Origin of the sequence: Vibrio sp. RC586 (genome assembly GCF_000176715.1) — a bacterium.
GTDB lineage: Bacteria > Pseudomonadota > Gammaproteobacteria > Enterobacterales > Vibrionaceae > Vibrio.
Map to the genome: position 1 here is coordinate 1 of NZ_ADBD01000008.1, position 17,360 is coordinate 17,360.

The 17,360-nt window shown below is 48.2% G+C and carries 6 protein-coding genes and 1 pseudogene; 1 reads left to right on the top strand and 6 read right to left on the bottom strand.

The annotated features are described in order from the left end of the window. Nucleotides 1–503: type II toxin-antitoxin system HipA family toxin (locus tag VOA_RS0117710; RefSeq protein WP_000385645.1), on the top strand; the 503-nt coding region annotated here is incomplete at its 5' end. A gap of 317 nt (nt 504–820) precedes the next feature. On the opposite strand, the pseudogene VOA_RS10160 reads toward VOA_RS0117710, so the two are convergent. From VOA_RS10160 to VOA_RS10135, 6 genes and pseudogenes are all read right to left on the bottom strand, one after another. Then, a pseudogene (locus VOA_RS10160) lies at nt 821–1,480 on the bottom strand (diguanylate cyclase domain-containing protein); the annotation flags it as partial. Between the two features lie 146 nt (nt 1,481–1,626). Beyond that, nucleotides 1,627–13,134, bottom strand: coding sequence for a T1SS-143 repeat domain-containing protein (locus VOA_RS10155; RefSeq protein ID WP_083806476.1), 11,508 nt, complete (start codon nt 13,132–13,134; stop codon nt 1,627–1,629). Continuing rightward, the gene (locus VOA_RS20115) at nt 13,022–14,014 is read right to left on the bottom strand and encodes a retention module-containing protein (RefSeq protein WP_009355888.1); all 993 of its coding nucleotides are present in this window, start codon (nt 14,012–14,014) and stop codon (nt 13,022–13,024) included. Before VOA_RS20115 ends, VOA_RS10155 begins: the two co-directional genes overlap by 113 nt. Before the next feature lie 232 nt (nt 14,015–14,246). Then, on the bottom strand, nt 14,247–15,026 hold the full coding sequence (locus VOA_RS10145; protein WP_032468228.1) for a LytR/AlgR family response regulator transcription factor: 780 nt from the start codon (nt 15,024–15,026) through the stop codon (nt 14,247–14,249). A gap of 24 nt (nt 15,027–15,050) precedes the next feature. Beyond that, nucleotides 15,051–16,106 carry a sensor histidine kinase gene (locus VOA_RS10140; RefSeq protein WP_000970550.1) on the bottom strand — a complete coding sequence of 352 codons (1,056 nt, stop codon included), beginning with the start codon at nt 16,104–16,106 and terminating at the stop codon, nt 15,051–15,053. After that, nucleotides 16,107–17,354: a hypothetical protein gene (locus tag VOA_RS10135; RefSeq protein WP_009355889.1), complete on the bottom strand. Its 1,248-nt coding sequence runs from the start codon at nt 17,352–17,354 to the stop codon at nt 16,107–16,109. Nucleotides 17,355–17,360 lie beyond the last annotated feature (6 nt).

Here is a 17,360-nt window from a genome sequence, read left to right on the forward strand (position 1 = left end):
GGTTCGACCGTGACGATGATGGTAAAAGGCTTCATTTCACTTCAGCCATGACGCAATTAGCGTATTTTGACGGTAATGATGACGGTGCAAGCTATCTAGAACTCGCTGAATTCCTTATCCAGAATGGCTCAAACACACAAGAAGACTTAGAGCAGCTTTGGGCGCGCATACTATTCAATATTATGGTTTCCAATAGCGACGACCATCTACGTAACCACGGTTTCATTTTTGATACGACAGGTTGGCGATTATCGCCAGCGTATGACATTAACCCTACCCTGAATGCTACGGGGTTGCACCTAAACATCGATGACATGAGCAATGCTCTTGAGATTAAACTAGCCTATGAGGTCGCAGAATACTTTCAGTTAGATTCTAAGAAAGCTGATGATATTTACCAAAAAGTAGCCACTGCCGTTTCACGATGGGAGGAACTAGCAAAAAAAGCAGGAATAGAGAAAGGGGAACGGGATTTACTCAGGGATTGCTTTCAAGTGCCATAGGCATTATGTAGATCTATAAGCTAAGACTACCATGGGAGCAATTGATCGCCTGGATAGCTTTTGGAATTGTACAGTCTATGTGTGCTTAGAGCCCTAATCAATCTACTATATATTTCTGAATTTATATTGCTGATAGCGCCGACCGCTAAATTATTCTGGAACGTTACCTTTTAGATATGTTCAGTAGTCTGGAAAATCGATTTTCCAGACTTACAATTTCTTAAAATTTAGCCAATTTTTAGTCTTTTCTGGAAAACTCTCCTTATACCTTGCAATCAAAAGGTTTCCAGAATACTTCCAGAGTCAGAAATAAATAGTAATTTGTGACTTAAACCAAAAAAGAGCTGCATCTGCTGTGCAAACATCAGCAAAATTTCATCTCCAATCATGTGGCCAAAGTGATCATTGATCATTTTGAAATGGTCGATATCAAGTATCGCTATCCACAATCTGTTCTTAACTGTTGATGGATTAATCGCGAAGGAGTGACGTAAGCGATCTTCTAATGTACGTCGGTTGAGTAATCCAGTCAGTTTATCGCGTTCACTCTCATGCAGAATGACCGTGTAGTTTCGGTATATTTTCGCAAAACCATCGATCAGTAGCCGGTATGGCTCTGGGTCTTCATCAAGGATCAAACACATCTCGGCAGAGAAATGTTCTTCAATGGGAATAGGGCAACTACACAGGTACTGGCCATTGGTTTGTTGGGAAAACACGATTTCCCTCAGATTATGTTGGTAGTCAACGCTGTTACATACTTGATCATAAAGCCACTGATAGCGCTTTGAGCCTGATTTTTCTCTCTCAATATTTAAACGTGCGACCATCAGGCTAGAGCGACGTGAATGATGAAATATGGCGGCCGAAGAGAGTGGTAAAAGTTCTGATAACGTCGCCAGAATGCTGTAACTGAGCGCCAGTGAGTTTTTCTGCTCAGTGATTTCAATGACGGATTCAAGCACTTTGTCATTCATAAATGATATTTAATCCTACCTGCTCCATGTTTTTGAAGTATAGGAAAGGAAATCAAGAATAGAAACAAAGCGCTGCCATAGAAATACTTAGCCCCTCTTACGAGGGGCTAAAAACAACACCTTAACTTTAGGATGAACGGTAAACATTATTCATGTCGTAACACATTTTGATCGAGCAAGGTGCCAATAATATCCAGTGAACTCATACCACTAAAATCAATCTGAGTTGCCAGATTATCTATCACAATCGTCTGTTGCACATTGTTATCGGTAGTCACCGCGAGTTCGATATTATTGTCAACCACTTGAGCTGTCAGTTGGTTCGACGAACTTAAGCGGTTGAGCAACTGCTCCATCGTGAGATGATTACCCAAATCCTGCACAACGTCCGTCAAGTCGATACTATCTCCTTCACCTACATTGAGATCTCGAATGCGATCGGTTTGGGTATCTACGCCATTGAGCGTCCATTTGAAAGTGTCTGCTCCAGCACCACCCACTAAGATATCGGCTCCCAAACCACCAATCAGCACATCGTTACCATCGCCACCTTGAACATAATCGTTACCACTGCCCGAAATTAACGTCATGCCACTGTTATCAGCAAGCACTAGGCTATCGTGGTTCACGCCACTGTGGTCGCTCAATGATGCACCATTTGCTGCAATCTCAATCTGGTAGTCCAACGCTGTGGTAGAAGAGGCAGAGCTACCATCACTTTCGGTTGAAATAGCGGTGAGGGTTAGCGTATGTATGCCTATGTCTAGCCCCACCACTTTCAGGCTATCAAGCGCATCTGGTGAGACTTCCCAACTTCCATTACCCAAATCCGTGACCGTACCAGCACTGCTTTCAAGGTTGGCACTCGCAGGAAGGTGATCAACTCGAATGCTCAAAGTTTCATGCAAGTCGGTTAATGCAGCGATAGCACCTAAAATAGCAATACCTTGACCACTGACATTTTGGTTAGCGTAAATCTGCTGCGCATAACCCAACGTTGGATTCAAACTCAGGCTCGGTGAGTTAGCCACTGGATTAACTTGAATCGGATAGGTTTTGATCTCTTCTAACACCATACCGGAAGCATTTTCATAATAGACACCCAAATCTTGCACCTGAACGGTGAGATCGATCTCTGTCCCTGCAATGGCCGTAGCGTCAACAAAAACACCATATGCCGCGTTGCTGCTGTTGAGCAGTGCATTAACCTCATCTGGGCTACCTTCGAGGATCACGCTGCCATCCAAGGCATAACTGACAACCACTGAACTGCCCGTAGGAACCTGCACACTCAAAATACCTTCCGTCACACTCAGTGTCACTTTCATCACATCATTCGCGTGTGGGCCAGCATAATCCACATCTGACACCGTAATGCCAGTGAGTTTTTGTCCTGCTGCTTCATCAATTTGAGTGGTCACCGAAGTCGCATCAATCTCAGGCTTATCATTGGTTGCGGTTACATCAATCACAAACTGGGCACTATTATCGTGCGCGGTTGAGGTGTCTCCGGCAATTTCGACCCCTGCATTGCCGTTATCATTGACATTGAGGGTCACCGCTACTTGTCCATAAAAATCAGGGGCAGGAACAAATTTCACCACTCCCGATGCAATCGCCGCATTGATGTCGGCCACTTTGCCAGTGATGGACAGAGCGCCAGTTCCATCACCTGTGATGGTTAAACCGTTGCTGAAGAGAGGATCGATCAGTAGCACGCCGCTATTGATACCAATCTGCAATGTATATTGCGCATTGGGGTCATCTAGCTGTGCATCGATATCCGCCAAGGTGAAGTTATTGAGCAGCAGAGGGGTATCCTCTTCCGTCATTTGATCTTGAACATTGACGAACTCAGGGCGATCATTCACTGCGGTCACTTCCACGGTGACATCAAACTCTTGTGCTGAGCCAAGATGCTGATCACCTACCGCTCCGGTATCCACCGATTGCACTTTAAAGTGTAAGTTACCGTTCCAGTTCAGTTGATTGTTATCACCAGAGTTGAACACCACTTTATCAAGCTGTTGAGCATTGATTTCAAATACCCAAACCCCACCGCCAAGATGGGTGGCAAGCGTTCCATCAGGCAAGCTTAGAGAAGCGCCATCCGGCACGCCGGAAACTTCCACGCGCAAAGTTTCTGGGCTGTTTTCGGTGTAATTCGCCCCACCCGATAAACTTGGCGCTTTATCGAGAATTTGCGCCCCGAGGCTGATTTCAATTGCTTGGCCTTCCGAGCCAGTGACAGTCGTTACCGGAGCAATATCCACATCATCACCAACAGGCGTTACATTAAGTGTGAACTGCCCTGTGTGTTCGACTGGCTCACCAAGTAGTGATTCTTGGGTGAAGACTTTGATCCCCAATTGCACTTCACCACTGAAATCTTTGGCAGGCTTAATCGCCAACGCAGAGAGATCCAACGTGGTTAAACTGGCATTGTTAATTTGAATGCTCCATTCACCACCACCGTTATTCTTCACTGTGTAATCAGGAGAGAGTGATTTCACTAGAAAATCCGTTGGCAAACCGCTGAGCACCAAGGAGACAAAAGCTTCAGACCCATCGTTATCATTGAGGCTGACATTGAACGCACTACCTTGATCGGCAAGCGTAATCCAACTGTCTTCATCCCCCGTCACCGAAATTGGGCTACCAGAGCCAATTGTGATCTCATCCACCACGGGTTTCACTTCAAAGCTCACTTGTGAGGTGAAGGTTTTATCAGCATCGCTGCTGCTTACCCCTTGCGAACTGGCGTTGGTTTCATCGAATACCGTGCTGTCAGTGACTTTTCCGGCCACAGTAATTCCCACGGTATTGATGTCGTTACTCGTTGGATAATTAGGCGCCGGTTTGAAGTAAATTTCGCCGAGTGCCGCCGGTAGCTGTGCTTGAGTGAGCGTAATGCTCGTTCCCAAACTTTGACCATTGGCATCGACAAATACGCCCGCATTGGTGTCATTCAACGTCAGGGTGACTTCGGTTAATACTTCTTGCCCTTGCGTATTACCATTGAGGCTATCCGCCAAACCGATCGCTAAGTTGAGATGCACAATGCCATCTTCATAGGCGATACCGTCTTGCGTTGGGGTATCGTTCGCCAAATCGGTCGGTTGATGGTTCGCATCCAGACCCAACGTTTCTTGCACATTCAGTGTAATACTTGGGGTCACATGGTTATCAAGTGGCTGATCACCACTGCTGCTGGGTACATCCGCAACCGGAGAGATCGCGACAGGTACTTGCGCGGTTAACGTTTTTTCATCACCCGACTGAGTATCGGTGGTGACAAAAGTGATCGGTAAGGTAAAGTCACCCGCAAAATCACGCGGTGGGATCAGCACCAGTCCTTCCAAACCAGAAATCGATCCATCCGCATTCAACGTACCTTTAAACACGTATTGGCCATCAACAAAGTTGAAATCTTGCCCACCAATCGAGGCGCCAGCAGGCAGATCGCTCGCGTTAATCACAATACTCAGCTCATCTGCCACCGCATCAAAACCGGTGGCATTAACCATGAGTTTGTCTTGGATCTGTTGCCCTAAGTTTACCGTGTTATCTTCTTTGCCAATCACCAAATCATCAGCATCACCTACCCAATTGAGCTGCGCGGCAACACTGTTATTACCCGTGACAACGGTGGGGAAACTCAAGGTCAGCTCTGTGCTCACTTGCTCAGTAATTTTCGCTTCACTGCTGTCTTCACCTTGGTCATAGACTTGGGCCGTAATGGTGATCTTAATGTCGTTGAAACCGTTGTTATCTGGGTCGTTATTACTGCTATACACCAGACCATTAGGCGCTTTGATGCTGAAATCGGCTTCGTTGGTGATTGTCCATGTGCCATCACCATTGTTGATGGCACCGGTGATCAGCAATTGGTTCAACACTTCTGACGGTACGTTGCCAAAGCTCACCACCAGTTGATCCACCAACTCATCGGACTGATAACTGCCTGCGGTGTTGCTATCAAGGTTATCAAAGCGAATGACATTCGCCCCCGCTTGACCGCCACTGGCATCGTTGATGGTGAAATCAATCTTGCCATTGGCATCAGCTTGCACGGTTTGAGTTACACTGCCTGCGTTTTCGACTAACAGCTGTCCATCGGGTTCAACGATCGGATTCACTTTCACGCCAATCGAACCGTGGATCACTTCCTCTGCAATGCCTTGGCCTGGATTACCCGCATCCACGTACTCGTGGTCTTGCTCTTTCACGGTAATCGTCGTATTCAAAGTGAAGTCGGTACTAGAGTTGTGCGGAGGGATGACCTGAATGTAGCCCGCAACTGAGACTTGATTTGAGAAATCGAGATCCGATTGCCCTGCAGTAGGCTCAAGCACCAGCACACCATTGACTAAGGTCACTTCCACATTGTTGACAAAGACTCGGCTACCATCAGGGAAGCCAGAAATTTCAACTCGGCTGAAATACTCTTGTGCATCGGGGTTTTGGATATTCCCTGGGGTATTTTGCGGCACCCAAGTGACATGAATACGGCCATCTTCATTGCCAGACACAGCATTGTGGTAGTTTTCGGTCACATCAATTTGTGGCTCGACCAAAATACGAATCGTCTCTTCCACTTGGCGTACATGACCATCGTTTTCGGTCACTATCACCGTTGCCTTAATATCAATGTTGGCCGTTGATGAAGTAACAGGCTGCACCTGAATACCGGTGATCACTTGTGCTGTGGTTAAATTTGCTTGATAGATAGGCTTGTGGTTGCTGTCGTAACCCGCAAACACTAAGTCAACATGCGAACCATCGCTATCAAACAGCTTTACACCATCGGGAATGTTCGAGAGCAGAACCGAAATGGTTTCTGAGCTGTCCGTTGGGCTGTCCGCAATTTCACCAGAAATGATGCTGAAGTTGAGATCGACTAAGCTATCTTCCGCTACGGTAGCCATCACGCCTTGATGAGTGCCGTCATTAAATGGCTGCCATTGCGTATTGCCGCTAATAAAATCAACATCTGGAAGATCGGCCACCCCTTTTACGGTGACATTGACGGTTTTGCTGCCCAGTGACTCAATATCCTGCGCTTGACCGGTTGATAGGTTGACACTGTCTTTGACTATGCCTTCAACGACAAATGAGAAATTCTCGTTACTGTGTTTTGTCGGCAGCACTTCGACTTGCGACAGTGCACTTTGTGGAATTTCGTAATAGGTCTCCCCATTTGGATAGGTTCCAACCGTGATTGGACTTGGGCCAGAGCCTAGCCACACCAAAGTGGCGCCCGTATCCGTAAAATCTGACAGACGAACGAATAGTGCTTCTGAGCCATCCGCATCGCTTGAGCTGGCCATGGAAATCACTTCACTGAGCAGGAGAGGATCGTGCTCAACACTCGGATCGACCGCATTTTGATTAGAGGCGTTATCTTCAAAAATCGAAATACGATTGACCGTGAAACTGCCGCGATCGGCTTCTGGCGCGACATCAATCACAATCTCTTTGGTTTCTGATTGCGCTGTCTGCTTGCCAGTAACGTAATTGGTGGACTCTGTGGTGATGGCCGTAACATCCAGTTTAATTTGGCCTGCGAAGTTATCCGCTGGATCGACCTGAACTTGGGCTATCTTGTTAGCCGGCACTTCATAGTAAGTGCCATTAGCATCGGTTTTGGTTTGGATCGGCGAGCCATCGCTGTACACCAAGTTGGCGTGTGAGCCATTCTCCGTAAAACGAATCTGGTAGGTGATCGCTTCAGGATTGCTGTTGTCTTGAGTCTCCGCTGCGATATTGAGGCTAACATTGCTAGCATCTTCCACCGCATCATAGTGAAACTCACTGCTGCTCTTCCAAGTCGCAATATCGGCCACGCTTTCAATTTCAATGCGCATGTTGCCGTTGGTGAAGTGATCACGCACACCATTGTGCAGAATCTCCACGCTGACCGATGCATTCATACCGCCATTAGCGGTTGAGTAGTGACGTTCTGGAACAAAATAGAGGTTTTCTACCGTAGCAATATTGCCATTGATCGATTGTTGCAGCATAGCCGCAGGCAATATCACATGCCCTGTCGCCGGATCGACATCCAGTTTCACCAGTTGATTCGAACCATCGAGGTAGTAGAAGTCGCCGTGAATGCTATTGGGATTCCAAATCGACACTTCACCTAGACTTTCCCCTTGGTCTACGTCATACAGGTTGACCTGCAATGCGAGTTTCAGTGCTTCAACTGGCAATCCACCCAAGTTATCTTGCGCATTGCTTTGCTCACCCGCAGGCACCAAGTTCAGCGCCACATCGTGGCCTTGGTCTTCATAGCCCGTAAATTTCTGCTGAGTAATGGTCGCTTTGTGATCGGAGATCGTAATGTTGAGCTGTTCCGTTGAAGTATCGAGATCGTAATCGGTCGCCGTCACATCCACCGTAAATTTGATGTCGTTTCCATCAGTGTGATCCAACTGTGTAACAGGAGTAAATGTGGCCGTACCGTTAGGTTGAATAGTTAACGTACCAAGATCGCGGCTCACGCCATTAACAATTTCCACCACTGTGACGGTTTTCGCGGCGCCATTGAGCTCAATATCATTGCTCAGCACACTGCCTTCACGGAACTGGATATCACGCCCCGCTTCGTCTACTGCGCTAAAGTGAGTAATCACTCCGCGATCTGCGCCTTGCGTATCTGGGCTTAGGTTATTGTCACGCGAGAATAGATTCACGGACGATGCCGAAGCCCCCTCCTGCAAGGCGATATTTTTATCATGCAGGATCGGTACATCATCCACGATAGTGACAGGCAAGGTGATCGGTGAGGTATCGCCGTCCGCATCTTGCGCGAGCACCGGAATATTCAACGTTAGCTCATTGGCATTGAGCGGATGGTCCACCGCGCCGTTTAAGGTAAAGCTATAGCTGCCATCGGCTCTTAGCACTAGGGTGAAGATCACCACACCATTGGCGATACCTTGATAGGTATAGACTTGACCACTACTGGTTGTGGTTATGCTAGGCGCGCCCCATACCACAGGCTGACCTTGTGAAGTGAGCCCGGTGTCGCTACTTGTGCTGGTATCAATCTGGTAATGAGCAATGCCATCCGCACCTTGGGTAGCCGTAAACTGGCCATTGGCGGTGGTTGATTCTTTGCTCTGATCCGTACCAGTGGCTAAATCATCTTCGTTGACCGACAAGGCTTGCGCACTGATTACTGAAGGTTGGTCATCGACCACGGTCACGGGCAATACAATGCTTGAGGTATCGCCATCGTAATCCGTCGCCACTACATTGAATTTCAGCAGCAATTCATCACTGCTTGCGGTGTGATCCAGTGGCCCTGATAAGGTGAACTGATAGCTACCATCGACATTCAACTGCAACGTAAAAATCACACTACCATCCGGTTTAGTAGCGGTGTAAGTGTGGTTACCACTGGCATCGACACTGTCTGCCAAGGTGAGAGCTTGCCCGCCGGAAGTCACTCCAGCCAATGGATTGCTGGCAAGATTCAGCGTGTAGGAAACCACATGATCCGCGCCTTGCGTTGTCGTGAAATGACCTGTAGCGGTTAAGGATTCTTTCGTGGTATCCGAGCCTTGAGTCAGATCGTCCTCATCGACTGACAGCGCTTGTACCGCGGTAATGGTCGGTTTGTCATCCGCTATCGTAACGGGCAGAGTCACGCTGGCTTTGTCGCCATCAAAATCCACGGCCAGCACTTTAAAATTGAGCTGTTTGCTGTCACTGCCTGCGGCATGATCAACCGGTCCAGACAGGGTAAAGGTGTAACTACCATCGGTATTCAGCACTAAGGTAAAGATTGGGTTACCACCCGCCGTTGCAGTGTAGGTTAAATTACCATTGCCATCGTCCACTGGTGCAGAGAGCACCACGGCAACACCATTTGAGGTTAATCCTTGCACCGGATTGACGCTGCCATCGAGCTGATAGCGAACCACCTGATCCGCACCTTGCACCACAGTAAAGTGGCCACTGGCACTCAGCGGCTCTTTGCTGCTGTCCGAGCCTTGTGGCAGGTCATCTTCGTTGACGCTTAAAGCTTGTACCTGAGTGAAGAAAGGTTTGTCATCAATGATTTTCACAGGCAGCGTGATGCTAGCCTTATCACCATCAAAATCGGTGGCGATAACTTTGAAATTGAGCAGCAACTCATCGCTGTTCGCGGCGTGATCCAGTGGCGCAGAAAGCATAACACTGTATGTGCCATCGGTATTAAGCACTAAGGTGAAGACAGTCGTTGCCCCCGCCATCGCGGTATAGGTTAGGTTACCATTGCCATCATCCACAGGCGCTGAAAGTGTCACCGCAACACCATTGGAACTCAGTCCTTGAACTGGGTTAACACTGGTATCCAAATGGTAGCTCACGACTTGATCAGCCCCTTGTACCAAAGTGAATTGACCACTGGCTGTGAGCGATTCTTTGCTGCTATCCGCACCTTGTGGCAGATCGTCTTCATCCACAAGCAAAGCTTGCACGTTGGTAAAATGTGGCTTGTCGTCAAACACTTTAACCGGAAGGGTTATGCTTGCTGTATCACCATCAAAATCGGTGGCAATCACTTTAAAATTAAGCAGTAACTCATCACTATTCAGCGCATGATCCAGCGGCGCAGCCAGAGTAAATGAGTAGCTACCATCCACATTCAATACCAAGGTAAACACGGTATTACCACCGGCACTTGCGGTGTAAGTGAGATTGCCGTTGCCGTCATCCGCAGGGGAAGATAAGGTCAAGGCAACACCATTTGAGGTCAGCCCTTGAACGGGGTTCACACTGTTATCAAGCTGGTAACTCACGACTTGATCAGCCCCTTGTACAAGGGAGAAATGGCCGCTTGCGGTGAGGGATTCTTTGCTACTGTCAGAGCCCTGCGGTAAATCATCCTCACTCACACTCAGGCTTTGTACGTTGGTGAAATAAGGTTTGTCATCAAACACTTTGACGGGCAGGATCACACTTGTGGGGTCACCATCAAAATCGGTGGCAATCACATTGAAATTCAGCAGCAATTCATTGCTATTGAGAGCATGATCCACAGGCGCTGATAAAGTAAAGCTATATGTGCCATCCGCATTCAGCACTAAGCTAAACACGGTTGTTGAACCAGCCATCGCGGTGTATGTCAGATTGCCATTGCCATCATCAACGGGAGCGGAAAGAGTAAGCGCGACACCGTTGGAGGTTAAACCCTGTACTGGATTCACGCTGCTATCAAGTTGATAGCTGACAACCTGATCGGCACCTTGTACCAAAGAGAAATGGCCAGTTACGGTCAAAGGTTCTTTGCTACTGTCAGATCCCTGCGGCAAATCATCTTCACTGACACTCAAACTTTCGACATTGGTGAAGTAGGGATTGTCGTCAAAGACTTTAACCGGCAGCGTGACGCTGGTGGTATCACCATCAAAATCAGTGGCAATGACGTTGAAATTAAGCAGGATTTCATCGCTATTTAATGGATGATCAAGCGGCGCACTCAGTGTGAACACGTAGCTACCATCGCTATTCAGTACCAAGGTGAATACTGTGTTACCACTAGCACTCGCGGTATAAGTGAGATTACCATTGCCATCATCCACAGGGGCAGATAAGGTCACCGCCACGCCATGGGAGGTTAACCCTTGCACCGGATTAACGCTGCCATCTAACTGATAACTCGCAACTCGGTCAGCGCCTTGTACTAATTCAAATTGACCACTGACACTCACCGGCTCTTTACTGGTATCGGATCCAAGCGGTAAATCATTTTCTGAAACACTCAGAGGCTGAACATTGGTGAAATAAGGTTTGTCATCCGTAATCGTAACAGGCAGTGTGATACTCGAAGTATCACCATCAAAATCAGTAGCAATCACTTTGAAATTCAGCAGCAACTCATCGCTATTCACCGCGTGATCCAGCGTGCCAGACAAGGTAAAGCGGTAACTGCCATCAGCATTGAGCTGCAAAGTGAAAATCACCGTGCCATCAGGTTTGCTCGCGGTATAGATATGGCTACCACTGCTATCCACCGTTTCATTTAAAGTGAGAGCCTGCCCGCCAGACGTGATACCAGCAAGCGGATTACTGCTGGTGTCGAGTGTATAGGAAACCACCTGATCGGCACCTTGTGTGGTCGTGAAATGACCATCAGCCACCAAGGATTCTTTGCTGTTATCCGAACCCAGTGGCAGATCATCTTCATTCAACGCAAGAGCTTGAACATCGGTAATGGTCGGCTTGTCATCATAAATTGTGACCGGCAAAGTGATCGATGCCGTATCACCATCAAAATCTTGCCCCAGCACTTGGAAATTAAGCAGTAGCTCATCACTTGCGGCCTCGTGATCCAACGGCCCAGAGAGCGTAAAGCTGTAAGTTCCGTCAGTATTCAGCTGTAGAGTAAAAATCACCGTGCCATCAGGCTTGGTGGCCGTGTAAATATGGTTGCCTTGCGCATCAGTGCTTGGCGTGAGCGTTAAACTTTGCCCACCGGATGTGACCCCTGCCAACGGGTTACTTGCCGGATCTAACTGGTAAGAAACCACCTGATCCGAACCTTGTGTTGTGGTGAAATGACCATTGGCCGTTAGCGGTTCTTTGCTAGTGTCTGAGCCGGTTGCTAAGTCATCTTCCTGTACGGAAAGCGGCGTTGCATCAAGAATTTCGGGTTTATCATCAACGACAGTCACTGGCAATACGATAGAGCTGGTGTCACCGTCAAAGTCCGTTGCCACCACATTGAAATTGAGTAGAAGCTGATCACTGCCGACACTGTGATCCAAAGTACCGGTGAGGGTAAAACGGTAGCTGCCATCTTGATTGAGTAGCAGAGTAAATACGGGAGAACCACCCACTGTCGCGGTGTATGTGTAGTTGCCATTAGCGTCAACCGATTCGGTTAGCGTTACCGCGACACCCCCCGAGGTGAGCCCTGTGACAGCATCAGTTAGGTTGTCTAGGCGATACGAAACCACGCCATCCGAACCTTGAGTGGTCGTGAACTGACCATCCGCAATCAGGCCCGCACCACCACCGATTGAACCGCTACTGAGGGTATTTTCCTCAACCGTTAGTGGTGTCACCGCCGTAATGGTGGGCTTATCATCTTGAATCTCAATGTTTAATGCGCCGGGCGCAGAACTATCATTATCGTAATCAATCGCCACAATCGGCAGACTAATCGTGAGTGCATCACTGCCCACAGCATGATCAAGCGTACCTTGCAATACAAACTGGTAGCTGCCATCGGCATTGAGCGTCAGTTGGAATACATCACGCCCTCCAGCAGTGGCTTGATAAACGCGGTTGCCGTTAATGAAAGTCGGTTCACCTAAGATCACCGCCTCACCATGAGAAGTCAAACCTGCCAATGGGTTGCCATTAGCAGGATCCACTTGGTAAGAGGCGATCCGATCTGAGCCAAGCTGAGTATCAAACTGTCCAGCAACGGTCAGCGAATCGGCACCGTCCGATCCCGTAGGGAGATCATTTTCATTAAGTGTCAGAGTTGGCTCAGCCACCATCACAGGTAGGGAACCATCATTTATGCCGACCGTCACTTCAATCGGAGCTTGAATTGGATTGCCGTTGCTGTCTGTCCCCGTCAGTTGTAATGCAACCGAGATCTGATCGCCACTGATCGACACCAACCCTCCCCCCCACCGAAGGAACATGGTCAATAGGCTGACTGAGTGTGGTTGTGATGGTGAGATTAACATCTCGGCCTATCGATTCCGCGCTAATCGCGATGCTCAATACCGCAGCACCATTTTGCTCGCCAATAATGCTGTTGGTGGTGGCATCATAGCGAAACACCACAGGCTGACCGGAAGAGGTAATGTCTTGATTCAGTTCCGCTAAAAGTGCGATTAAAAATGTAGGAGCAGGAACGAACGAGGCAGGAAGCAGAGCGAGGCTACCCGCGGTAATCAAGGTGGTGAGAGTCGAAGTTTGTGGGTATGTTCCAAGCGAGAGTGAACCTTCCGTTACCTGCGCAGAAACCGTTTCACCGCCGGCCGCAAACCGCAAAGGATTATCGAAAATTTGTGTGGTCGATAACGTCTGGCTATAGCCATGAGTATCAAAGAGGGTGCTGGCTAGTACCTCTGTGTAGTTATAAGCAATGGTGACCGCGCCTTCGTTAGCGGAACCTGCAGCATTCCCACCGGCGGCAGCGGCTTGCAATGCCGTTGTCGGGTCAACCCCATCTAAAATCGCCTGTTGAATCGCTGCAATGGCCTGAGCATCAAAATTGGCGGTATCGAGCTGCGCTAATTCGGCATTGATCTCCCCTTGCACTGGAGCAACGTGCAGCTGAGGATCGGCGCCAAAGGCAGGTTCAGGCAAACAAGCAAGGCAATTCTCATCAACTCGCACATCACCTTGCGTGGTTTGCAAAGTCACTTCGGCTTGGTTCACCGTAATAAGGATTTCACCCGGTTGCAGAGCATCCCCTACATTCACACTTCGCGCTTGGCCTTGTGCATTTACGACAATCACATCCCCAGTCATATTCATGACTGTGATAGGTTGAGTGACAACTTGAGACTCCATACTGCCCCCATTTCTCGCGATAAATTGTGGTAGCTCTACTTGTTCTTCGAAAGTAATTATAGTTCTGTAACTAAAGTTCCAGCTTTAGTTATACGCGATGCATAACTAAATAACTACCAATAAGCCAGATAAATACTTGTCGTCTCAATTGTGAAATGGCTCGAAACGCCATAGACAAAACTAATTCTTGCAGAGTTGAACGATGGATCGCACCAATAAAACCAACAGGGCGTTATCTCACTTTAAACAGATGTTGCAGGGCGCGGCTGACAGGAAGCTGAATACGATCAATATGCACCCACATTTTGCCATTCAAATCACGGGTTACTTTATCGATCTTGGCGACATTGACCGCTAAAGAACGGTGAATTTGCCAAAACTGGTTAGGGTCGAGCTGGGAAAGTAATTCTTTTAACGATGTACGAAGCAAGTATTCTTGCGCTAATACACCATCGTTTTTGTACAGGGAAAGGTACTTGTCTTCTGCCTTCACATACAAAACGTCACTGACAGCCAGTAGGTGAATATCCTCCCCTTTGCTGGCTTTGAGCCAAACTTGATAGTCCGGTTTTACGTTACGGGTCAACTGTTCAAACTGGGAGAACAATTGAGCCAAATCAGCTGTGGGGGCAGCTCGTTGCAACTGCTGCTGTAATCTTTCGCAGCAATCGATTAAACGTGATAGAGAAATGGGCTTAAGCAGATAATCAATAGCGTTAGCGTCAAAAGCACTCAACGCATACTCATCATAAGCGGTAATAAACACGACTAACGGCCGTTTGGGCAGTTGGAGCAAGCTGCGTGCCACTTCAAGCCCATCCATTTTAGGCATACGAATATCCAAAAAAACCACATTCGGCTGATGTTGTTCGATCGCCTGTAATGCCACCTCTCCATTTTCCGCATTGGCGACTATCTCAAGCGCAGGCCATACGTCCGCTAACATCTTATTGAGATGGTGACGCAGTAACGGTTCATCATCCGCAATCACGGCGCTATAAGTGGAGTTCATCGTCCTTGCTCGCTCATCCATGCATTATTCACCATACGCAGCGGGTTGTAAGGCTTGCAGATGGTGCAGCCGCACACGAATGGTGGCTGTCACGCCACCCAAGCAGTTTTGTGCCACGGTGAGCAAACCTTGATAACCAAATAGCCCCGATAAACGATCGCGAACATTCTCCAAAGCGATGCCGTTACCTTTTGGTGTTCCACTCAACCCCATGCCATTGTCTTCCACCGACAACTCAAACCACCCTTCGGTAACGTCAATGTGGATGCGAATATTTCCGCCTTCCGCTTTGGGTTCAATACCGTGTGACACCGCATTTTCGACCAAAGGCTGGATTAGCATCGGTGGCATCCCCAATTTCCCCCACTGCGCAAGTTCGGGCAGCGTATATTCTAACCGGTCACCTAAGCGAATTTTTTGAATCCCCAGATAGGCATCAATCAACTGCATCTCTTCGCGTAAGGTGCTCGTATGGCTACGCCGTAAACGCATAGCACCACGCATTAATTCCGTTAACTTTTCTAGCATCAACTGAGCTTTATAGGGTTCGACCGAGATCAGAGCGTTAATATTGGCTAACGTGTTAAACAAAAAATGGGGCTCGATTTGACTTTGTAGCTGCTTCAGTTGGCTAAGGAGTAAGGCTTTTTCTTGCTCAGATTGGCGGCGACGTGCCGCTTCTAACGCGCCTTGCGCCAATAACTTCTGCTCATGGGAGTAAAAATACAAAAAGCACACGGCTGAGAAAATAAAACCAAGCACCATGATTGGCTTATAAGCTGAAAAATCATTAAACCCTGGGTATTCATGCAACCAAAAATATGCCCCTAAAGTTCCTAGCACCACCGCGCAACTTAATGCGATAAGATTCACCAAGCGTTTTGATAATTCAGGCCATCGCCGCGCAATACATTGTGCCGAGAAGAATGCGCTATAACCGTAGCCTAGACTGATCGCAATATGCTCGGAAAAATCACCATCCCAAAGCGTCATTGTCGTTAGGGCTATTATGATGCAAAAAAGCGTGGTGAAACCAAAACTTTTCACATCATGTGCTGAAATATCAAAGCGTTCCATCATCTAGAATTTTCCTTTTAGATTGAACAGAATCCTAGCGCTATCCGGCATGTTTGCATATGCCGAACTCGATTCTCCACCAAAAAAACGTGCTGCAAGTTCCAGTTCCAACGAAGCAGAGCCACTATCGTACGCTTGCCAATTCAGCCACTGGGTCAAAATAAAGCCCCCCTCTTCTACCGCCCAAAGTAGATCAAGGGTGGGGGTTAATTGATCAATGCCCAACGGCTGATCCGCAGCCCCATCCCATGACCAATGCAACATAATGTTATGTGCCACAATATTGGCCGCTTGATAACCTTGAGCATACGAGAAAGCGGCTTGAGTCTGCCCCATTTCACGCATCTGGTCTACGCTGTTGAATGCTTGTTGCCATTCCTGCTCATTCCAACTGCGACCATCGTACCAATACTCGGCAATCACATTATGCCCCGAAGCGTTTGCCCAGTTTAATCCAAACAAAAACTGCGCGGCATCTGACCTTTTTATCAATTCGAGCGGACGCTCAATTTGCCTTTGGTACTGCCAGTATTCGCGTTGATACAACCAAGAGGTGTGCACGCCCCACGCAGTGTTGAGCACCGATACCCATGATCCTCCGACTAAACCACGGCGCACATTGTCGTAATACACAATGCCCTGAATTTCACTATCACCCACTAAACGATAATGGCGTAGCCCGATTCCTTGCTGCTCATTGTGTGTCACTAACTGCGCGTCGCTCGAACGCCCCCAACCACTATCCGTGGCAATCAAGGTCCACTCACCCAACCCTTGATAGGATGAGAGAGCGAGCACTCCTGCCCCTTCTTCCACTTGAATTCCTAGCGGGTTACGCCGATAAGGCAAAAACAGATCCAGTGGCCGATAACCATAGCCCACACCCCAGTCGAGACGAATCTTTCCAACCGTGATGTCGAGCGTTTGGCCAGCAATATCGCTTGCCCCTTGCCAAAACAACTCACTAAGCGTGAATTGGGTATCGCTCGGTTGATCACTGCTGTCATAGAGTGAGAAAGCGGTGAGCGCTAAACTCGCTGTCCACCCATTCCAACGAGATTCCAGATCGAGTAACGCCTCAATTTGCTCAACCGTTTCTCTCTCTTGCCCCACGGCGAGAGCAAAGAGTGGGGAATCGCTAGGTCGAGTGTGAGACGCACTCACCATCCAATCCCAATCCAAACTCGGCATGCTCTGCGCAAATCCTTGCAAGGACATCAGCCCGCAGAACAAACCAAGCCCTTTTACCATCCCGTT